Annotated in this window: 24 protein-coding genes and 1 pseudogene; 10 read left to right on the top strand and 15 right to left on the bottom strand. The window is 49.3% G+C overall.

Going from position 1 to position 20,473, the window contains the following annotated elements:
• Positions 1–18: 18 nt before the first annotated feature.
• From C2M36_RS03120 to zapE, 8 genes and pseudogenes are all read right to left on the bottom strand, one after another.
• Positions 19–504 carry a ClpXP protease specificity-enhancing factor gene (locus tag C2M36_RS03120; RefSeq protein WP_105253657.1) on the bottom strand — a complete coding sequence of 162 codons (486 nt, stop codon included), beginning with the start codon at positions 502–504 and terminating at the stop codon, positions 19–21.
• Positions 504–1,130 (bottom strand): stringent starvation protein SspA, encoded by a 627-nt coding sequence (gene sspA / locus C2M36_RS03115; protein ID WP_105253656.1) that lies wholly within the window; start codon positions 1,128–1,130, stop codon positions 504–506. Before sspA ends, C2M36_RS03120 begins: the two co-directional genes overlap by 1 nt.
• 141 nt (positions 1,131–1,271) lie before the next feature.
• The gene (locus tag C2M36_RS03110) at positions 1,272–2,009 is read right to left on the bottom strand and encodes a cytochrome c1 (RefSeq protein WP_105253655.1); all 738 of its coding nucleotides are present in this window, start codon (positions 2,007–2,009) and stop codon (positions 1,272–1,274) included.
• Entirely contained in the window at positions 2,006–3,271 is a 1,266-nt protein-coding gene (locus tag C2M36_RS03105) for a cytochrome b (protein WP_105187992.1), read from the bottom strand. Before C2M36_RS03105 ends, C2M36_RS03110 begins: the two co-directional genes overlap by 4 nt.
• Positions 3,271–3,867, bottom strand: a complete 597-nt coding sequence (gene petA / locus C2M36_RS03100) for a ubiquinol-cytochrome c reductase iron-sulfur subunit (protein WP_105253654.1) — start codon at positions 3,865–3,867, stop codon at positions 3,271–3,273. The genes C2M36_RS03105 and petA overlap by 1 nt, the downstream gene beginning before the upstream one ends.
• Before the next feature lie 474 nt (positions 3,868–4,341).
• Positions 4,342–4,731 (bottom strand): 30S ribosomal protein S9, encoded by a 390-nt coding sequence (gene rpsI / locus C2M36_RS03095; RefSeq protein WP_105187994.1) that lies wholly within the window; start codon positions 4,729–4,731, stop codon positions 4,342–4,344.
• A gap of 13 nt (positions 4,732–4,744) precedes the next feature.
• Entirely contained in the window at positions 4,745–5,173 is a 429-nt protein-coding gene (gene rplM / locus C2M36_RS03090) for a 50S ribosomal protein L13 (RefSeq protein ID WP_105187995.1), read from the bottom strand.
• A 245-nt stretch (positions 5,174–5,418) separates the two neighbouring features.
• Positions 5,419–6,506: pseudogene (gene zapE, locus C2M36_RS03085) on the bottom strand (cell division protein ZapE).
• A 100-nt stretch (positions 6,507–6,606) separates the two neighbouring features.
• Between zapE and C2M36_RS03080 the strand changes: the two are divergent.
• The 3 genes from C2M36_RS03080 to C2M36_RS03070 all read left to right on the top strand — a co-directional run bounded on the left by C2M36_RS03080 (position 6,607) and on the right by C2M36_RS03070 (position 9,719).
• On the top strand, positions 6,607–7,059 hold the full coding sequence (locus C2M36_RS03080) for a YhcB family protein (protein WP_105253653.1): 453 nt from the start codon (positions 6,607–6,609) through the stop codon (positions 7,057–7,059).
• A gap of 120 nt (positions 7,060–7,179) precedes the next feature.
• Complete coding sequence (locus tag C2M36_RS03075; RefSeq protein ID WP_105253652.1) at positions 7,180–8,532, top strand: DegQ family serine endoprotease; 1,353 nt, start codon at positions 7,180–7,182, stop codon at positions 8,530–8,532.
• A gap of 104 nt (positions 8,533–8,636) precedes the next feature.
• Entirely contained in the window at positions 8,637–9,719 is a 1,083-nt protein-coding gene (locus C2M36_RS03070) for a trypsin-like peptidase domain-containing protein (protein ID WP_105253651.1), read from the top strand.
• A gap of 69 nt (positions 9,720–9,788) precedes the next feature.
• On the opposite strand, the gene murA is transcribed toward C2M36_RS03070, so the two are convergent.
• From murA to C2M36_RS03035, 7 genes are read right to left on the bottom strand one after another with little or no spacing between them, the layout of a single operon-like run.
• Complete coding sequence (gene murA, locus C2M36_RS03065; RefSeq protein ID WP_105253650.1) at positions 9,789–11,048, bottom strand: UDP-N-acetylglucosamine 1-carboxyvinyltransferase; 1,260 nt, start codon at positions 11,046–11,048, stop codon at positions 9,789–9,791.
• 11 nt (positions 11,049–11,059) lie between these two features.
• Positions 11,060–11,317 carry a BolA family protein gene (locus tag C2M36_RS03060; protein WP_105253649.1) on the bottom strand — a complete coding sequence of 86 codons (258 nt, stop codon included), beginning with the start codon at positions 11,315–11,317 and terminating at the stop codon, positions 11,060–11,062.
• 5 nt (positions 11,318–11,322) lie between these two features.
• On the bottom strand, positions 11,323–11,616 hold the full coding sequence (locus C2M36_RS03055) for an STAS domain-containing protein (protein ID WP_105253648.1): 294 nt from the start codon (positions 11,614–11,616) through the stop codon (positions 11,323–11,325).
• Positions 11,609–12,286, bottom strand: coding sequence for an MlaC/ttg2D family ABC transporter substrate-binding protein (locus tag C2M36_RS03050; RefSeq protein WP_105253647.1), 678 nt, complete (start codon positions 12,284–12,286; stop codon positions 11,609–11,611). The genes C2M36_RS03055 and C2M36_RS03050 overlap by 8 nt, the downstream gene beginning before the upstream one ends.
• A gap of 5 nt (positions 12,287–12,291) precedes the next feature.
• Positions 12,292–12,846, bottom strand: coding sequence for an outer membrane lipid asymmetry maintenance protein MlaD (gene mlaD / locus C2M36_RS03045; RefSeq protein WP_105253646.1), 555 nt, complete (start codon positions 12,844–12,846; stop codon positions 12,292–12,294).
• A gap of 12 nt (positions 12,847–12,858) precedes the next feature.
• Positions 12,859–13,647 carry a lipid asymmetry maintenance ABC transporter permease subunit MlaE gene (gene mlaE, locus C2M36_RS03040; protein WP_442792636.1) on the bottom strand — a complete coding sequence of 263 codons (789 nt, stop codon included), beginning with the start codon at positions 13,645–13,647 and terminating at the stop codon, positions 12,859–12,861.
• Positions 13,647–14,441, bottom strand: coding sequence for an ATP-binding cassette domain-containing protein (locus tag C2M36_RS03035; RefSeq protein ID WP_105253645.1), 795 nt, complete (start codon positions 14,439–14,441; stop codon positions 13,647–13,649). The genes mlaE and C2M36_RS03035 overlap by 1 nt, the downstream gene beginning before the upstream one ends.
• A 203-nt stretch (positions 14,442–14,644) precedes the next feature.
• On the opposite strand from C2M36_RS03035, the gene C2M36_RS03030 reads away from it, so the two are divergent.
• The 7 genes from C2M36_RS03030 to C2M36_RS03000 are packed head-to-tail and all read left to right on the top strand — an operon-like array spanning position 14,645 to position 20,451.
• Positions 14,645–15,616 carry a calcium/sodium antiporter gene (locus C2M36_RS03030; RefSeq protein WP_105253644.1) on the top strand — a complete coding sequence of 324 codons (972 nt, stop codon included), beginning with the start codon at positions 14,645–14,647 and terminating at the stop codon, positions 15,614–15,616.
• Positions 15,617–15,627: 11 nt separating this feature from the next.
• Complete coding sequence (locus C2M36_RS03025; protein ID WP_105253643.1) at positions 15,628–16,596, top strand: KpsF/GutQ family sugar-phosphate isomerase; 969 nt, start codon at positions 15,628–15,630, stop codon at positions 16,594–16,596.
• Complete coding sequence (gene kdsC / locus C2M36_RS03020; protein WP_105253642.1) at positions 16,596–17,147, top strand: 3-deoxy-manno-octulosonate-8-phosphatase KdsC; 552 nt, start codon at positions 16,596–16,598, stop codon at positions 17,145–17,147. Before C2M36_RS03025 ends, kdsC begins: the two co-directional genes overlap by 1 nt.
• Positions 17,144–17,698, top strand: a complete 555-nt coding sequence (gene lptC, locus C2M36_RS03015) for an LPS export ABC transporter periplasmic protein LptC (protein WP_105253641.1) — start codon at positions 17,144–17,146, stop codon at positions 17,696–17,698. The genes kdsC and lptC overlap by 4 nt, the downstream gene beginning before the upstream one ends.
• Positions 17,688–18,218 carry a lipopolysaccharide transport periplasmic protein LptA gene (lptA, locus tag C2M36_RS03010; RefSeq protein WP_105253640.1) on the top strand — a complete coding sequence of 177 codons (531 nt, stop codon included), beginning with the start codon at positions 17,688–17,690 and terminating at the stop codon, positions 18,216–18,218. The genes lptC and lptA overlap by 11 nt, the downstream gene beginning before the upstream one ends.
• Positions 18,215–18,940, top strand: coding sequence for an LPS export ABC transporter ATP-binding protein (gene lptB, locus C2M36_RS03005; protein ID WP_105253639.1), 726 nt, complete (start codon positions 18,215–18,217; stop codon positions 18,938–18,940). Before lptA ends, lptB begins: the two co-directional genes overlap by 4 nt.
• Positions 18,941–18,963: 23 nt before the next feature.
• Positions 18,964–20,451 carry an RNA polymerase factor sigma-54 gene (locus C2M36_RS03000; RefSeq protein WP_105253638.1) on the top strand — a complete coding sequence of 496 codons (1,488 nt, stop codon included), beginning with the start codon at positions 18,964–18,966 and terminating at the stop codon, positions 20,449–20,451.
• Positions 20,452–20,473 lie beyond the last annotated feature (22 nt).

Raw genomic sequence — 20,473 nt, 5'->3', positions numbered from 1 at the left:
TTGCCGCTGATGATCAGGCTACTTAATCACTTTTAAGTGATTCGCTTTTTTGCCTTTGCCGTCTTCCTGACTGTTATCACGGCTTGCGTGTGGGTTTGGATTGTCAATTGCCTCGAGCCCGGCCTGCGGTTGCTGCGGCTCAGACTCGGCAGTTGATTGTACTGCCTCATCAGAACGATCCTGCTCCTCGTATAACTCTTCTTGAGTAAATACGGTGCCTTCGCCATTTTCACGGGCATAGATGGCCAACACTGCTCCCATGGGCACATAGACCTGCATGGGCTGACCACCAAAGCGAGCGTTGAAGGTCAAGGCTCGGTTATCCATGGAAAATTGCGTTACGGCGCTCGGGCTAATGTTCAACACAATTTGCCCATCTTGAACAAATTGGGTCGGCACTTGCACCTGAGCGAACTCGGCATCAACAACCAGGTGCGGTGTGCACTGGTTGTCGACTATCCAATCGTAAAAGGCACGTAGCAGATAAGGTCTGTTAGGTGTCATTAGAGACGAATCTCACGTTCTGCTTCAGTCAATGATGCTTGGAACGATTCACGCTCGAACAAGCGAATCATGTACTCTTTCAGCTCTTTACTGCCGGCACCACCGAGCTCAATACCCAGCTCAGGTAAACGCCATAATAGTGGCGCCAGGTAGCAGTCTACTAGACTGAACTCTTCGCTCATAAAGTATGGTGCTTCATTGAAAATAGGTGCTACCGCTAATAATGCTTCGGTCAACTCTTTGCGCGCTTGCTCGGCATCGCTACCACCGGCCATGATCTTCGCGGCTAGCGAATACCAGTCGGTTTCAATGCGGTGCATCATTAAGCGGCTACGGCCACGCATAACAGGGTATACAGGCATTAATGGAGGGTGCGGGAAGCGCTCATCCAAATATTCCATGATGATGTTAGCCTGGTATAGACCTAGCTCACGATCGATCAAAGTAGGAACTGTACCGTATGGGTTAATTTCGTGTAATGCTTCTGGCAGGTTATCTTTCTCCGCCAAATGGATATCCACGCTCACCCCTTTTTCAGCCAAAACAATACGAACTTGATGGCTGTACATACAATTCGCGCCGGAAAACAGCGTCATTACAGGGCGTTTATTGGCAGCAACGGCCATGCCTACCTCCATTAAAAAATCACAAAGTACAACATACTTTTTGCGTCATCTTTGTGCCTAGCCTGGCTAAATTCACAGCAATGACTTTAAACGGCAATAGGGGCATGCGCCCCTATTGAGTTAACTGGTTGATTATTCTAATTAATGAACATCACGCCAGTATTCTTTCTTCAGTAAGAAAGCAAAGATAAAGAGGATGATTAGGAAACCAATTACCTTGATACCTAATGACTCTGAATCTAATCGCGAAGGCTCACCGACGTAGGCCATGAAATTAGCAAGGTCACGAGCAGCTTGGTCGTACTCGTCAACGCTCATTTCACCGCTACCATCGGTTTCGGTCGCAACCACTTTCGTTACTGTTTTACCATGTTCTTCTACTTCTTCAACAACCGGCGTTGGTAGGCCCTGAAGCTCTTGCAGAACGTGTGGCATACCTACTGAAGGGAACACGATGTTGTTTACGCCAAATGGACGTGACTCATCTTTATAGAACGACTTTAAGTACGTGTAGATGTAGTCAGGTGATTTAACACGTGAAATCAGTGTTAAATCCGGTGGCGCAGCACCAAACCATTTGGCTGCGTCATCTTTATCCATCGCGTTCTTGATATGGCTACCTACTTTCGAACCATCGAAAATAAGCGATTCCTGGCCGATATCGGTAGGAATACCGATATCGCGGAAAGTACGCTCATAACGCTGGTACTGCATCTGGTGACAACCAAGGCAGTAGTTCATAAATAGCTTAGCACCGCGTTGTAATGATGCTTGGTCCGTTAGGTCGATGTTTGCTTCTTGCAAAGGCATCGCAGGACCCGCTGCCATTGATAGTGTTGGCAGCAATGCGAATAAACCGATAACTAGTTTTTTCATCACTTCGTCAACCTCTCTGGCAATGGCTTAGTCTTCTCGTTCTTAGAGTAGAAGAACAGTAGCACGAAGAACATAAAGTAAGTAACTGTACAAATCTGCGACAAAATCGTTTTGAAGTCAGTTTGTGGCGTAGCACCTACCCAACCAAGGATAACGAAGGTTACAACGAACTGAGCGATGTTCAGCTTGTGGAAACCACAACGGTAGCGAATAGAGCGAACCTTACCACGGTCAATCCAAGGTAGAAGCGCTAGCACTACAATTGACGCACCCATGGCGATTACACCCATCAGCTTGTCTGGAATCGCACGCAGAATCGCATAGAAAGGCGTGAAGTACCAAACCGGGAAGATGTGCTCAGGCGTCTTCAGTGGGTTAGCCGCTTCGAAGTTAGGCGCTTCAAGGAAGAAACCACCCATCGCCGGCGCGAAGAACACCACGTAACAAAACAGGATTAAGAAGCCAACCACACCAACGATATCTTTCACCGTGTAATACGGGTGGAAAGGAATCGCATCAACAATGTCTTTCTTGTTGGTGTAATATTCGTGGAACTTGAATTTAGGCTTGTCTTCTTCGGCAACCGTACCTTTCTTACGCTTGATTTCAACACCGTCTGGGTTGTTTGAACCCACTTCGTGCAGCGCAACAATGTGTAAGAACACTAGGATAACAAGTACAAGTGGTAGCGCGATTACGTGTAGGGCGAAGAAGCGGTTAAGCGTCGCACCCGAGATTACGTAGTCACCACGGATCCACAGTGTTAGGTCATCACCGATCACCGGAATCGCACCAAATAGTGAGATAATTACCTGTGCACCCCAGAATGACATCTGACCCCAAGGAAGCAGATAACCCATGAAGGCTTCGGCCATTAGTGCAAGGAAGATAAACATACCGAATAGCCACAGTAACTCACGCGGCTTCTGGTATGAACCGTAGATCATGCCACGGAACATGTGCAAATAAACCACTACGAAGAACGCCGAGGCGCCAGTAGAGTGGAGATAACGCAGCAACCAACCGTATTCTACGTCACGCATGATGTATTCAACGGAAGCAAACGCACCTTCGGCTGAAGGAACGAAGTTCATGGTTAGCCAGATACCAGTAACGATCTGGTTTACTAGTACTAGCATGGCTAGCGAGCCAAAGAAGTACCAGAAGTTAAAGTTTTTCGGTGCGGGATATTGTGCGATGTGCATATTCCAGACGCGCGTCATGGGAATACGTTCATCAATCCAGTTGATAATATTGCCAAACATTATGCTGCCCCTTCGCCTTTCTCACCACCAACTAGAATAGTAGTGTCATCAATGAAGTAATAAGGAGGGATCTCTAGGTTTAGCGGAGCTGGAACCGACTGGAATACACGACCGGCCATATCAAATTTAGAACCATGACATGGACAGAAGAAACCATCGTCTGTGCCTTCCACTTTCTCACCAAAGCCACCTTGTAGGAAGCTAGGAGAACAACCCAGGTGAGTACAAATACCCACTGCCACAAAGATAGTTTCTTTGATGGAACGGAATTCGTTCTTAGCAAACTCAGGCTGTTGCGGTTCTACAGACTGAGGATCACGAAGTTTGTCTTCGTGTGCTTTTAGTTGTTCTAGCATTTCCGGCGTACGCGAGATAACCCAAACAGGTTTTCCTCGCCATTCAACACGGATTAGTTGTCCTGGCTCTAGCTTAGAAATATCCACTTCTACGGGGGCACCCGCAGATTTAGCTCTTTCACTAGGGTTCCAAGACGCAATAAAAGGAACAGCAGCTCCAACCGCACCCACACCACCTACAACAGAGGTAGCAATGGTCAAAAAGCGGCGTCGGCTGTTGTCTACAGGCGCATTGCTCATCCACTTATCTCCACTATGATTCTCAACACTTGCTATATTGAGAACATCAGTTACAGCAGGTTAATTTTTGAAGTTACAAAATAGAAGCGATCATAAATAAAAGCCTTGATTAAAACAAGGTTATTCACTGTTTCACAGTCGAATAAGCACCCACTCAGCGACTGAGTCAGGGTTAAAAAGCGTATTCGATTATCAAGCAGTGCCGTTTATGTTATCGCAAACACTCGCCACCGACGCTGATAAAGATCAAGGTCCAGTCAGCAAAGTAGTTTAAAATCACTTCATTAGTTTATTTGCCCGGCAATTGTAGCAAAATTTTCTCAAGATTATCGGCTAGATTTGCATTAAATCGGGGAATTTATGAAATATTCGCGGGGGACGCGAATGAAGTTGTCCCTTAGCCTACCACAGGCAATAAAAAACCCGGTTTGCCAAAGGCAAAGCCGGGTTTTGTAATTCTGGATACGTAATAAATTAACGCTTCGAGAACTGTGTTTTCTTACGTGCTTTCTTAAGACCCACTTTCTTACGCTCAACTTTACGAGCGTCGCGAGTAACAAAGCCAGCTTTACGTAGAGTAGGACGAAGTGACTCATCGAACTCCATAAGCGCACGAGTGATACCGTGACGGATAGCACCAGCTTGACCAGTAGTACCACCACCTTCAACAGTGATGTAAAGGTCAAACTTTTCAATCATTTCAACTAGCTCTAGAGGCTGACGAACAACCATGCGAGAAGTTTCACGACCGAAATATTCTTCGATAGAACGTTGATTGATTACGATGTTGCCAGTGCCTGGGCGTAAGAAAACGCGAGCACTTGAACTTTTACGACGACCTGTACCGTAGTATTGATTTGCCATGAGTTAGTGCTCCTTAAATGTCTAGAACCTGAGGCTGTTGTGCAGCGTGGTTATGCTCGGTACCTGCGTAAACTTTAAGCTTACGGTACATTGCACGGCCAAGAGGACCGCGTGGAAGCATGCCTTTAACAGCTTTTTCGATGATCATTTCAGGCTTTTTAGCTTGAAGTTTCTCGAAGTTGATAGACTTAAGGCCACCTGGGAAGCCAGTGTGTGCGTAGTACATTTTGTCTTGAGTCTTGTTACCAGTTACGGTTACTTTTTCCGCGTTGATAACGATGATGTAATCACCAGTATCGACGTGAGGAGTATACTCAGCTTTATGCTTACCGCGCAGGCGACGAGCGATCTCAGTAGCGATACGACCTAAAGTTTTACCTTCAGCGTCAACTACGTACCAGTCACGTTTTACTGATTCTGGCTTAGCAACAAACGTTTTCATTTATAAAAATCCAATGTTTACAATTATAAAACCACAAGCAGAAATCTTTCTGCTGCTCTATTAAATGTGCTTCAACCCCTTCGAGTTTAAGACTTAACCCTCAGTAGTGGCTAAACATACCGAGGTAGAACGGCAAGTGGTAGGCGCGGGAGTATACCAGAGCACCTTAAGGATTACCACTGCTTCGCTGTTTTTTTGTGCGCTTTCTAGGCGAAAGGTAGCGGCGACATAACACGCCGCCGAGATCAGGCCAAATGAGGGCGTTTTAGGTATTCGTGCGACTGCATTTCCTGCAAGCGGCTAATGCAACGTTTGAACTCAAAGTTCAGTCGCCCATCGCTGTATAGCTGCTCGATGGGCGCCTCTGCGGAGATGATCAAGGTGACGTTGCGCTCATAAAATTCATCGACCAGGGCGATAAAGCGGCGCGCCGCATCGTCATTATGCTGGCCCATCTGCTTCACATTAGCCAATAGCACCGTGTTATACAAGCGCGAGATCTCCATGTAATCGACTTGTGAACGTGCGCTCTCGCACAACTGTTCAAAATCAAACATCACGATACAGTCACTGACCATGCGGGTGCGTATCATCCGCCCTTCGATTTCGATTTCTTCATCGGCGCGTCCGGGTTCCGGCGACAGCTGCTCAAAATAAGCAAAGAGGTTTTTATCCGCCTGTTCGTCCAAGGGGCTGTGAAAAATCTCCGCCTGTTCCAGGGTACGCAAACGGTAATCGACCCCAGAATCAACGTTTACCACCTCGGTATTGGCTTTTACCAACTCAATGGCGGGCAGGAAACGCGCTCGTTGTAGACCGTTTTTATACAAGTCGTCGGGGACAATATTCGATGTCGCCACCAAGATGATACCGCGTTCGAATAAGGCCTCCATTAAGCCCCCCAAAAGCATGGCATCGGTAATATCCTGGACGAAAAATTCATCAAAACAAATGATATCCGTTTCGCTTTTAAGCTTATCGGCCACCACCAAAAGAGGATTCTTAACCTCTTGTAATTGTTTAATTCATGATGAACCCTGTGCATAAAGCGGTGAAAGTGCACGCGCATTTTGCGTTCCGTGGGCAAGGCTTCATAAAAGGTATCTACCAGGTAGGTCTTACCACGGCCAACGCCACCCCAAAAATAAAGCCCTTTAATGGTCTTCGTGCTATCCTTGGAGAAGAGTCTTGCGAATAAACCGGCCGGCTTTGACGGTTGCGCGACCATATCATCGAACAGCCTTTGCAGGTGCCTTACGGCATTTTCCTGAGCGGCATCATAGAGAAAGTCGTCACGCTGTAAGTCTTGTTGGTATTTTTGCCAAGGTGTCATGATAGTAACGGCGTACAAAGAGGTAAATTTTCGCGCTATCTTAACACGGCTCATAACAAAGCGTATATTTGGCTAGGAAAGTTTTCATAAGGGGAAATCTATGTCCACAATCACTTGGATAGGGGTGGTAATCATTATCGCCGCAGGCAGCTTCTTTGTTGGCGGCTGGTTTACAAAAAAACGCTTTAAACAGGAAGAATTGGAACAACAAGCTGAAAAAGCACAAAGTGAGCTGGAGCAATATCGCCAGGATGTTGCCGATCACCTAGACAGCACCAACAAACTGATCAATAAGCTTAAAGACAACTATGAGCAGTTAGCTCACCATGTACAGCAAAGCGATCATTTATTGCTGAGCAAAAAAGACCTGGATGATAGTCAGCCGTTTTTCTCCAAAGAAACCACGGAGCAGTTGCAGGCGTCCTTGAGTCAACGCCCCGAGCGCCATTCAAGCAACATAGTTCACGACAGTCAACCAACCGACTATGCCGCCGGTGAATCCGGACTGTTTCGAGGCGAGAAAAAAGACACTGAACAAAGACAATCTGCTTGATAATTAAGCAGTCGTTCTACCCTTGAGGAACTAAATCAGCGTCCCCATAGTCAGTATAGAAAATAGCTTTATAGGTACCGGGCTGCCCCGCAGCCCTCTCTTTTGGAGTTTGTCTATACTATGAAAATGAAGTTATCCGTTCTTAGCGCCGCAATTTTATCGGCCACCCTCTTTATGCAGCCCGGTCTTGCCGAGGCAAAATTACCCGTCGCCGTTGATGGCCAACAACTCCCCACCCTAGCACCCATGCTGGAGCGTGTCACACCGGGTGTTGTCAGTATTCGTGTCTCCGGCTCCAAGGAAGTTCGTGGTCGTGTCGACCCATTCGACTTTTTCTTCGGCCGCCCGCAGCCCCGCTCACAAAAGCGCCCCTTTAGTGGCTTAGGCTCGGGCGTAATTATCGATGCCGACGACGGTTATATCGTCACCAACAACCATGTTATTGACGATGCCGAAGAAATGCTGGTGACCTTAGAAGATGGTCGCGAGTTTGCCGCCAAATTGATCGGGGCCGATAAGGAGTCGGATATTGCCCTCTTGCAAATTGAGGGCAAAGACCTGACCGAAATTAAACTGGCCGACTCAGACAAATTACGCGTCGGCGACTTCTCCGTGGCCATAGGTAACCCATTTGGTTTGAGCCATACGGTCACCTCGGGTATCGTCAGCGCCCTGGGCCGCAGTGGTCTTAATATCGAAGGGTACGAAGACTTTATTCAAACCGATGCCGCCATCAACCAGGGTAACTCAGGTGGTGCCCTGGTGAACCTTAAGGGTGAGCTGATCGGCATCAACACCGCCATCCTCGGTGCCTCAGGCGGCAACGTGGGCATCGGCTTTGCCATTCCCTCGAACATGATGAAAAATCTGGTCGATCAAATTATTGAGTTTGGCCAGGTACGCCGTGGCTCACTGGGGATCTCCGGACGCACGCTGGATGCCGGTTACGCCGAAGCACTGGACCTGGATGTGAAGCGCGGTGCCATGGTGGAACGCGTGGTCGAAGACTCGGCAGCAGAAAAAGCAGGCATTAAGGCCGGCGACGTGATCATCAGCGTAAACGGCAATGATATTCGCAGCTTCCAGGAGTTACAGGGCAAGATTGCAACCCTGGGTGAAGGTAAAGAAGTGGAAATCGGCCTCTATCGTGATGGCGATGAAATCGAGGTGGAGGTCACCCTGGCCGCCGCCGGTGATATTGCCAAAGAAGCGGCGGAAGTGCACCCGGCCCTGGCCGGTGCCGAGCTCGAGTCCGGCAAACGTAACGGCGTTAAAGGCGTGATAGTCAACAGCGTCGACCCCCGCTCGGTAGCCGCCCGTATCGGCTTAGAGGAAGGGGATGTCATCACCCAGGTGAATCGTCAGCGCGTGGAAACGGTGCGCGAGTTAAGCAGTACCATTGCCGAGATCCGCGGCAATATCGTCCTCGTGGTGCGGCGCGGTAACAGCACCTTCTTCGCACCAATACAATAAGTACGGTCTCTACATATCACAATTCAACAGCGGCGCCCTTGCCGCTGTTGTTACTTCTGTGCCATCATTGTTAATTCAACTAACTAATAATAATTATTAATTACGTGCTAAAACAAATCAGATTTGTGCTCGTGCCGCTGCTAAGCGGTTTGGGGCTCGCCTTTATTATGGTGTTGGCTACCCCCTCGCTACGGGATGCCCTACTGCCGCTGTTGGCAAGCGACGGCTTTAGCGGCTCGCATATGAGCTATGCCACCGCCGTAAAGCGCGCGGCTCCCGCCGTGGTCACTGTGTATTCCGAACGTATTTCCACCCAGCCACGCTATATGCAACAGCAAAGCACGGTGTCGGAAATTGGTTCTGGTGTATTGATGAGCACCGATGGCTATATTCTTACCAACTATCACGTTATCAACAGCGCCGATGTGATCATGGTGATGCTAAGCGATGGCCGCCACTTTAGTGATGTACAACTGGTGGGTTTCGATACCGTCACCGATCTGGCCTTATTAAAAATAAAAGCACAAAACCTGCCCACCATTCCCATCGATGAAGCCTTTTCACCCCAGGTAGGCGATGTGGTCCTGGCCATAGGTAATCCACTAAACCTAGGGCAGACCATTACCCAGGGCATCATCAGTGCCACGGGTAAGCAACGCCTCACCGACAGCTCGCACTCCAGTCTCTTGCAGATGGACGCCGCCATTAATGTCGGCAACTCCGGCGGCGCCTTGGTTAACTCCCATGGCGATCTGGTCGGTATTACCTCGGCCCAGTTTAAGACCCGCAGTAACCTGGATATTCAAGGTATCTTTTTTGCGGTGCCCTATTCCTTGGCCAAGGATGTAATGGACAAGCTGATCCGCTATGGCCGCGTGGTGCGCGGTTATATGGGCATGGATGTGACCGCCGTCGATAAACAAGGGCGCGACGTTACCAATAATAAAATGGCCATCGCCGGTATGCGCATTAATAAGCTCGACCCCTTAGGGCCAGCTTGGCAGGCGGGTATACAGGAAGACGATATCGTGATTCGTATGGGCGGTCACTCGGTCAGTAATATCCAGCAAAGCCTGGAGCGTATCGCCAATACCAACCCGGGCACCGAGCTTGAGGTTGAGCTCTACCGTGATGGCGAGCTACATAAGCTTACGGTTACCGTGGCCGAGCTCGAAACGCGCATGTAATAGCCACGCATCTAATGCTATTGATATAAAAAAAGCTGCCATCTGGCAGCTTTTTTTATTGTCTTACTGTTACTCGCTTACGCGCTTGATGTTGGCGCCTAACGCAGTAAGCTTGTCTTCGATATGCTCATAGCCTCTATCAACGTGATAGATGCGGTCGACTCGGGTTTCCCCTTCGGCAATGATGCCGGTCAGGATCAAACTGGCCGAGGCGCGTAGATCCGTGGCCATCACCCGTGCACCACTCAACTTAGGGGTATCGCCACAAATAGCGGTATTGCCCTCAAGACGAATGTCAGCGCCCATACGCTGTAACTCAGGCACATGCATAAAGCGGTTTTCAAAGATAGTTTCCGTGATGGTAGCGCTGCCCTTAGCAACCACGTTCAAAGCGGTGAACTGGGCCTGCATATCGGTCGGGAAACCCGGATGCGGCAAGGTTTTAATGTTTACCGCTTTCAATTCGCGATCGCGCATATCCAGATAAATTGTATTCTCTGTGACCTCTATATGAGCATTGGCTTCGCGTAACTTTTCAATGACCGGCTCTAGGCTCATGTAATCCGTGTTCTTACACAGGATATCGCCTTTAGCCATGGCCGCAGCCACCAAGAAGGTGCCGGTTTCGATGCGATCGGGCAAGATGGCATGTTCACAACCGCCTAGACGCTCAACCCCTTCAATCTCGATGCGGCTGGTGCCGGCACCGCTGATCTTAGCACCCATGTTGTTAAGGTATTTTGCCAGATCACTGATTTCGGGTTCTCGGGCGGCATTTTCCAATACCGTTTTACCTTCCGCCAGAGTTGCCGCCATCAGCAGGTTTTCCGTAGCTCCAACGCTCACGGTGTCCATAAAGATTTCCGCCCCTTTTAGGCGACCGTCTACCTGGGCGTGAATATAGCCATTTTCCACCTCAATCTGCGCACCCATGCGGCGCATGCCTTGAATATGGATATCGACGGGGCGGGCACCGATGGCACAACCGCCGGGCAAAGACACTTGAGCTTTGCCAAAACGGGCCAATAAGGGGCCTAGCGCCAATACCGAAGCTCGCATCTGTTTTACCAGTTCATACGGCGCCAAGATGTTGTCAACAGTGCCACCGTCGACAATCAGATTATCGTCTTGCCAATACACCTCGGCACCCAGCTCTTTAAGCAGGGCTTCGGTGGTATTGATATCGCGTAATTTAGGGACATTGCTAAAACAGCTTTTGGAGTCCGCTAACAGGGCCGCAAAAAGAATCGGCAGGGCGGCATTCTTCGCCCCGGAAATGGTCACCTCACCGCTTAACGGCGTGCCACCTTGAATAATAAAATGGTCCATTGCTAAGCCCGTTATTGCGGTAGGATAAATTTGCGTTCGCGCTGCCATTGATCCGGCGTAAAGGCACGAATAGAAACAGCGTGGATGGTACCGTCTGAGATTTGTTCCATCAGCGGCTTATACACTAACTGCTGTTTTTTGACCGGGGTTAACCCGTCAAAGCAGTCACCCACGGCAATCACCTGATAGTGGGTACCTTCAACTTTAACGATTACTTCTTCGAGCCCTAGCTCTTCTTTCAATAAAGCTTCAACTTGACTGCTTTGCATTACTCTCACTCAAATATATTGTCGACCTGACCCAACTGCATCAACTTTTGCAATTGTTCAGGGATATGCTGCAATCGCAACTCTTTACCTTGCTTATGAAGTTGCGACAAGCTGTCTAACAACCAGGCCAACCCAGCGGTATCAACGTGACTCACGTCGTTTAAATCCAGTGCCACCGTTGCACTGCTACTGGTGAGCAGTTGCTGTACCAAGGTTTTATCGGCAACACTATAACGGGTTAATTCACCGCTGAGTGTAAATTGGTCATCACTTTGTTGTGATAAGGTCAGGCTACTCATCGCCACCTTCACCACGAAACTGAACTGGCAGTTTACTTTTCTTCTCTAGTAAATCAATGACATGTTCAATGCCTTCCTGACGCAAAATGCCATGTAGCTCACTTTGTTTAGCATCAAGCAAGCTAATGCCTTCGGCTATCATGTCATAAGCGCGCCATTGATTGCTATTATCCTTACGCACTTTGAAGCCAATATCAATGTCTGGCTTACCTGGGTCTTTAATCGTGGTTTTCACCACCACCACCGAATTGTCGCCAAACTCCTTAGCCGTATCGAATTCCACGGTTTGGTTGGTGTATTGAGTAAACACACCGGCATAGGTGGTCACCAGGTAATCCCTGAACACGTCCATAAAGCGCTTAATATTTTCGATGGCCTGCTTTTTCTCTTGCGGATCTTCGATATTACGGGCTTTTTGGATATAGCTTGCCAACACACGGTAAGAAGCATACTTATAGTCGATGTAAGGAAGCAGCTCTTCCTCCACGATCACCTTAAGGTATTCTTTATCGGCGGCAATCTTGCTTTGGTCATGCTCAATACGCTTAAAGGTTTTATCCGCAACCTGGCGCACCATGATATAAGGGTCGCTTAAATCGATTTCCATCGCCTGCACCTGGGGCGCAAGCAGTAAAAACAACCCTGCTAAGAAACTAAAAACCTTATCCATAACTACTACTCGCTACCTTGATTGAATAGAAATTGGCCGATTAGTTCTTCCAATACCAAGGCCGACTTGGTATCGGTGATCATATCGCCGTCCTTTAACGCTTTTGACTGCACTCCAAAGATGGCATCAATCGATAACTCATCATCTTGTTGGGACTCAGCCACGGCATTACCCAAACAGGTTTGTTGCGCCTGATTGCTGGCAATCACCGGGTTAAGACCCAAATATTGCTCACCTAAAATTCCCGATGTAAGAATCGATACCGAAGTGGCATCAGAGAACTTACATTCATAGGCTTTGTCTATGGCCATATAGACCACGGGTACAAACTCACTCGGATGTACCTGGATTGTTTCAACACGGCCAATGACTACCCCACCCACCTTGATCGGTGCACGGGTTTTTAGTGATCCTATATTTTCAAACTTAGCCTGCAATGAATAAGTGCCATTACTGCCGGTTAGACCTGCATTGGCCACTTTCAGTGCCAACATAACCAACGCGGCAACGCCCAGAGAGACAAATAAGCCGACCAAAATTTCAATTTTTCTCGAATTCATGGTGTTAATCCTTTAGCCGCCAAACATCACGGCGGTCAAAATAAAATCGAAGCCAAGCACGGCCAGTGAAGAATGGACAACGGTTTCCGTTGTCGCTTTGCTGATCCCTTCCGAAGTAGGTACGCAGTCATAACCCTTGTACAAGGCTATCCAGGTAACCAACAAGGCAAATACACAGCTTTTAATGATGCCGTTGAGTATGTCTTTCTCAAACGAAACCTGGGCTTGCATGATTGACCAGAAACTACCGCGGTCAACACCAAGCCAATCAACGCCGACCAGGTGCGCGCCAAGGATGGCCACCGCAGAGAAGATGAGTGCCAGCGCGGGCATGCTGATCATGCCTGCCCAAAAGCGCGGCGCAATAATCCGCTTTAATGGGTCCACTGCCATCATTTCCAAACTGGTAAGCTGTTCGGTGGCCTTCATTAAGCCAATTTCTGCGGTCAGCGCGCTGCCTGCGCGCCCGGCAAATAATAAGGCCGTTACCACAGGACCCAATTCACGCAGTAAGCTCAGTGCCACTAGCGGCCCCAAACTGTCCTCGGCACCATAATCGACCAGCACGTTATGGCCCTGTAGCGCCAGCACCATGCCGATAAACAAACCGGATACAACAATAATAATCAGGGATAAAAAACCCACCATGTAAAGCTGGCGGATCAACAGCGGTGTGCCCTTGCGAAAATTGGGCATACTCAACAAGGCGCCCAACAGCATATAAGTAGCGCGACCCATGGAGGCGAAGCGGCTTAGCGTTTTATGCCCCAGGCGCTGCCAAAATTCGAGCAAAGCTGACATTATGACAATAACTCCTGCTCATAAGGCTGAGCATCAAAATGAAATGGCACAGGGCCATCGGACAAGCCCTGTAAAAACTGTTGTACCAAGGGCGATTCATGCTTTCGTAGCTCGTCCGGACTGCCCTCACCGATCACGCCTTTTTCGGCGATGATAATCACGTGATCGGCGATGCTCATCACCTCGGGCACATCATGGGTTACGATCAAAGAAGACAGGCCCAGCACGTTATTGAGCGACTTAATCAATTTCACCAAGACCCCCATGGAGATAGGGTCTTGCCCGGCAAAGGGCTCGTCGTACATGATAAATTCCGGGTCCAGGGCGATGGCACGCGCCAGTGCGGCACGACGAGCCATACCACCCGAAAGCTCGGCCGGCATCAAGTCTTTAGCACCACGCAAACCCACGGCTTGCAGCTTCATCAGGACGATAAGACGGATTAATTCTTCACTTAGTTGGGTATGCTCGCGCAGCGGAAAAGCGATGTTGTCGTACACCGACATATCGGTAAATAAGGCGCCACTTTGGAACAGCATACTCATTTTTGTGCGCGCCTTGTAGAGAGCCGCACGATTCATGCTGGGAATGCTTTGACCTTGAAAGAGAATATCGCCACTATTTGGCTTGAGCTGACCGCCGATCAGTCGCAGCAAGGTGGTTTTACCTATGCCGCTGGGCCCCATGATGGCGGTGATTTTCCCCTTGGGGATGTTTAGGCTCATATTCTGATAGATAACGCGCTCCGCGCGTTTGAAGGTAACATCCTTGATTTCAACGATTGGTTGCGACAAGTCGCTCTCCCACTATTTTTCTATCATGTGACCCGGCATTTTAAAGTTTTTTTGCGCCGAGGGAAAAAAGAATCTGTAAAAATTTGTAAGATCATTCAACAAAGCTGTAATAGCGACAATTTACGTGCGTTTTTTTACACAATTACAACGGCTTTTGTTACTATTTGCGCCAGTATTTTTTCTAACTCATTGGCTTTGCACTCATGCTCACTTCTTTTGCCATTCTCGTCGCCGGTTTTGTCGCCCTCGTTTGGAGTGCCGACCGCTTTGTCTTTGGCGCCGCGGCCTTGGCGCGTAACCTTGGCGTACCCGCTTTAATCATAGGTTTAACCGTAGTCGCCATGGGCTCATCGGCCCCGGAAATGATGGTGTCAGCATCGGCAGCGATGGCCGATAAAACAGATACTGCGGTCGGCAATGCAGTGGGCTCAAACATTACCAATATTCTCCTGGTGCTGGGTATTACCGCCTTATTGCGACCCCTTTCCGTGTCCTCGGTGACCCTTAAACGTGAAATGCCCCTGGTGTTGGTGGTGTCCCTCGTCGCTTGGTACATGTTTACCGACAATTATTTTTCTGGGCTCGAAGGTTGGTTGTTATTGGTGGGTTTTGTCGCCTTTATCGCCTTTCTTATCGTCATTTCACGCCAGCAAAAAAACGCTCAGGAAGACCCCTTTGTCAGCGAAGCCTGCGATGAAATCCCGAAAGGCGTAAGCACCAAAAACGCCGCCCTATGGCTGGTCGTCGGCATAATCTTACTGCCGCTCAGCTCCCATTTTATCGTTTCATCGGCGGTGGAAATTGCCCAATATTTTGGCCTGAGTGACCTGGTAATCGGCCTCACCATTATCGCCATTGGCACCAGCTTGCCCGAACTGGCCGCCTGCGTGGCCGGGGTGTTGAAAAACGAAGACGACCTGGCGCTGGGTAATATCGTCGGTTCAAACCTATTCAATATCCTTGCCGTGCTTTCCATCGCCGGTATTCTCAACCCTGCGGTCATTGACCCTGCTGCGGCCAACCGCGACGCCCTGGTAATGATCGCCGCGACCCTAGTGTTAATCGCTATGAGTTTGAACTTTCGTGGTGCCCGACGCATCAACAGGTTAGAAGGAGGCATGTTGCTGGTCGCATTTTTTGCCTACCAAGGATATATTTTTAGTCAGATAGCATAGAGTAAGCGTATATGACACAAAGCTACATCGCTTCCGCCCAACGGGTGATAGAGACCGAAGTTCTTGGTCTTAAAGAGCAGCTACAGCATTTAGACGAGCAGTTTATTCAGGCCTGTGAACTGATGAAAGCCTGCGCCGGACGCATTATCGTTGTCGGCATGGGTAAATCCGGTCATATAGGAAACAAGATTGCCGCGACCCTGGCCAGCACCGGCACCCCGGCCTTTTTTGTGCACCCGGGAGAGGCCAGTCATGGCGATTTGGGCATGATCACGGCACAGGATGTGGTCTTGTTGATCTCGAATTCCGGCGAGACCCATGAAATTGTCAGTATTATCCCGGTGATTAAACGCATTGGCGCCGCCTTGGTGGCAATGACCGGCAATCCCCAGTCCAGTATGGCCACTTTAGCGGATCTGCATATCTGTATCGGCGTTTCTCAGGAAGCCTGTCCCTTGGGCCTGGCCCCTACCGCTAGTACCACGGCAACCTTGGCCATGGGCGATGCCATCGCCGTCGCCCTGCTCGAAGCCAAAGGCTTTACCGCCGATGATTTTGCCCTGTCTCATCCCGGCGGCAGTCTAGGCAAACGTTTATTGCTGACGCTCAACGACGTGATGCACAGCGGCGATAGCGTGCCTCGCTCGCACCAATCACAAAGCATAAGAGAAGCCTTATTGGAAATTTCCAGTAAAGGTCTGGGTATGACCGCGGTGATCAATGACGACCAACAACTGGTTGGATTGTTTACCGATGGCGACCTGCGCCGCGTGCTGGAGCAACGCATCGACATTCATAACACCGCCCTGCTCGAGGTGATGACACCGAACTGCACCACGGCCAACGCCAATATACTGGCCGCCGAGGCGCTTAATATCATGGAGCAAAAGCGTATCAACGGCCTTATCGTCATCGATCAGGCCCGTCGCCCGGTAGGCGCCCTGAATATGCAAGACCTACTACGAGCGGGAGTGATCTAATGCAATTTTCCGATTTGTATCAGCCCATCGATCAGGATGCCTGGCAACGAGCGCAAGCGGTCAAGTTACTGATCTGTGATATCGACGGGGTGTTTTCCGACGGTCGCATCTATCTCGGCAATCAGGGTGAAGAGCTCAAAGCCTTCAACACCAAAGACGGCTTTGGCATTAAGGCCTTGTTGAATAGCGGCACCCAAGTCGCGGTGATCACCGGACGCCAGTCTCAGATAGTGCAAACCCGTATGGAAAGCCTGGGCGTCCCTTATATCTATCAGGGCCGTGAACATAAACTCGACGCCTACGCCGAACTCAAGCAAACCCTCAATCTGAATGACGAACAGGTCGCTTATATCGGCGATGATGGTCCGGATTTGCCGGTAATGGAAAAGGTGGGTTTTGCCGTGGCCGTGAATGACGCGCACCCTTTGGTGAAACGTGTTGCCCATTACACCACTATGCTGCCAGGCGGCTTTGGTGCGGTACGCGAACTCACCGACCTGCTGATACTGGCCAAGGGCGGTAGCCTGGGCACCGAGGGCACTAGCTCATGAACATGGCGCGGGTGCTGATATCCATCGTTTTTATTGCGCTCATGGCCTGGCTGTGGGCGCCCTATTATATGCAATCGGAAAAAACGGTAAAAAGTACCAGCGACACCATTGCCATCCCGGATTACATTGCTACCGGGCTGCGACAAAGCAGCTACAACGATCAGGGCGCGTTAAGCCACACCGTATATGCTGAACATATGGAGCTCTTCGACGAACTGGGTTTTACCCACTTCAAAAAACCTGTGTTTACCCTGTATAACGACGGTGAACGCTGGCGTGTCACCGCCGACGAGGCAACGCTCTACAATAACAATATTTTGATCTTGGAAAACAACGTCATCGCCACCAACTTAATACCAGGGGCAATGATCGAAAAGGTCCAAGCAGCAGCTATCCAAATAGACATTGATGCCCAACGTATGGAATCGGAACAAAGTGTTGAGCTCAGGGGACCGGATCTACTGATCACCGGTCAGGGCTTGAAAGCAGATATCAATACAGAGATAGTGGAACTAATAAAACATACGCGAACGGTATATTATGACCAGTAAATTCAAAGCATTAATCATAGGTTTGGGATTCGGACTAGGCGCTGTAAATGCCTGGGCAGAGCAACCAAGCGCGGTGACGGAAGTACAGATCGACGCCGATAAACAACAAGCGCTGATCAAAGAAAACATCACTATTTTTGATAAAAATGTGCACATTGTTCATGGTCAACGAGAGATCAAGGCGGATCGCCTTGAGGCCCACCGTCGCCCGGAGCTAGGTGATAACAAGCAGCTGCTTATCGCCACCGGCAATCCAGCTATTTACAGTGAAACCATGGCCGATGGCACCCAGATCACCGCCTCTGCCAAGGAAATTCGCTACGACGTGGCCACGCAAATGCTGCAAATCTCGGGTACCGCCAAAATCGCAATGGCCGACCAACAGATCGTTGCCGAGACGATCAGCTATGATATAAACAAGCAGCTAATCAGTGCCGAAAAAGATAAAGATTCGAGCACCCGAGTGCGAACCACACTAACGCCACAAACCGACGAAAAGAAAGAGAAGGAACAACCATGACCACGCTGAAGGCGCGCAAACTGGCGAAAAGCTATAAGGGCCGTGAAGTGGTCAAGGACGTGGGTCTGGAAGTCAAAGCCGGCAGCATAGTCGGTCTGCTTGGCCCTAACGGTGCCGGTAAAACCACCACCTTCTACATGATTGTGGGCCTGGTGCCGAGCGACAAGGGCATGATCAGTATCGACGAGCAGGACATCACCCTGCTGCCAATGCATTCGCGCGCTCGCTTGGGAATAGGCTATTTGCCACAGGAGTCGTCGATTTTCCGTAAATTGACCGTCTATCAAAACCTGATGGCGATTTTGGAAACGCGCAAGGAGCTTGATAAAAGCGCCCGTGAAAGCGAGCTGGAAGGCTTGCTGGACGAATTTAACATCCAGCATATTCGCGACTCATTAGGCATGGCCCTGTCCGGCGGCGAACGCCGACGCGTGGAAATTGCTCGCGCCTTGGCCGCTAACCCGAAATTTATCCTGCTCGACGAACCTTTTGCTGGTGTTGACCCCATTTCGGTGCTAGATATAAAGAAAATCATTGAACACCTCCGCAACCGTGGCATCGGCGTCCTTATCACCGACCACAATGTGCGCGAAACATTAGACGTATGTGAAACTGCCTATATCGTCTCCCATGGCGAATTGATCGCATCAGGAACTCCCCAGCAGGTATTAGCAGACCAAACCGTACGCGATGTGTATTTAGGTGAGCAGTTTAGGCTTTAATCACAAAAGGATTGTTAGAGTACATGAGGCAATCATTACAGCTGCGCTTAGGCCAGCAATTAACAATGACCCCACAATTGCAGCAGGCCATTCGCCTGTTGCAGCTCAGTACTTTGGATCTCCAACAAGAAATTCAAGAAGCACTTGATGCGAACCCCTTGCTCGAAATCGAAGAAGAGCATTACGGCGACAGCGACCTGCCGCGCGATAAAAACTCGGCGGCCGACAGCGACAGCCAAAGCGAACACAGCGCAACCAATCAAGACGAAGTTGAAAGTTCCGACGCACTAAATAATGACTCGATCAGCGACGAACTGCCCATGGACGTATCCTGGGACGAGTACATCAGCGCCGCCCCGGTCGCTTCATCGGCCCCAATGCCAGATGATGAGTCCATCTATCAGGGGGAGACCACGGAAACCCTGCACGACTATCTGATGTGGCAATTGCGACTGACGCCCTTTAGCGCCACCGATGAAGCCATTGCCACCGCAATTATCGAAGCCATCGACGACAACGGCTTACTTACCCTTAGCACCGAAGAACTGCTCGAAAGTATCAGCCATGATGAGCAGGAAGAAGAGATCGAGCTAGACGAAATCGAAGCCGTGCTAAAGCGCATCCAAATGTTTGATCCCATTGGGATTGGCGCCCGTTCACTACAAGAATGCTTGTTGATCCAGCTCAATCAATTTTCACCTCAAACCCCTTGGCTTAACGAGACGAAAGAGGTAGTTTGTAATTATATTGATTTGCTTGGTAACCGTGACTATCGCACCTTAATGAAAAAGACTAAGCTTAAAGAAGCGCAGTTGAAAGAGGTGATGACACTGATACACAGCCTGAATCCAAAGCCCGCCGCGACCATAGTGCGTGAAGAGTCGGAATATGTGATCCCGGATGTATCGGTGAAGAAGGTCAAGGGGCGCTGGAAGGTGGAGTTAAATCCCGACAGCATGCCAAAGATACGTGTGAACGATCACTACGCATCTCTAGGTCGCAACTGCAAATCACAAAGTGACAGCCAATTTATTCGCTCTCACTTGCAAGAGGCAAAATGGTTTATTAAGAGCCTGGAACAACGCAATGACACCTTACTTAAAGTAACTAATTGCATTGTTCAGCAACAACAGGCATTCTTTGAACATGGCGAAGAAGCAATGAAACCTATGGTCCTCAATGACGTTGCAGAAATGGTGGAAATGCATGAGTCAACAATCTCTCGCGTTACCACACAAAAATACATGCACACGCCACGTGGGATCTTTGAGTTAAAGTACTTTTTCTCCAGCCATGTGAATACCGAGAATGGAGGTGAATGCTCATCCACCGCGATTCGAGCATTGATCAAAAAGCTAGTAGCCGCGGAAAATCCTGCCAAGCCGTTAAGCGATAGCAAGATTGCCGACATACTAGCAGAGCAAGGAATCAAAGTGGCTCGACGAACGATTGCAAAATATCGTGAATCGTTGGCCATTCCACCGTCAAATCAACGTAAAAGCTTGATATAGACGTTAGACAAGAAGGAAAATG

It is taken from the genome of Pseudoalteromonas sp. T1lg75 (assembly GCF_002964705.1).
GTDB lineage: Bacteria > Pseudomonadota > Gammaproteobacteria > Enterobacterales > Alteromonadaceae > Pseudoalteromonas.
This window is presented reverse-complemented; position numbering and strand designations above follow the sequence as displayed.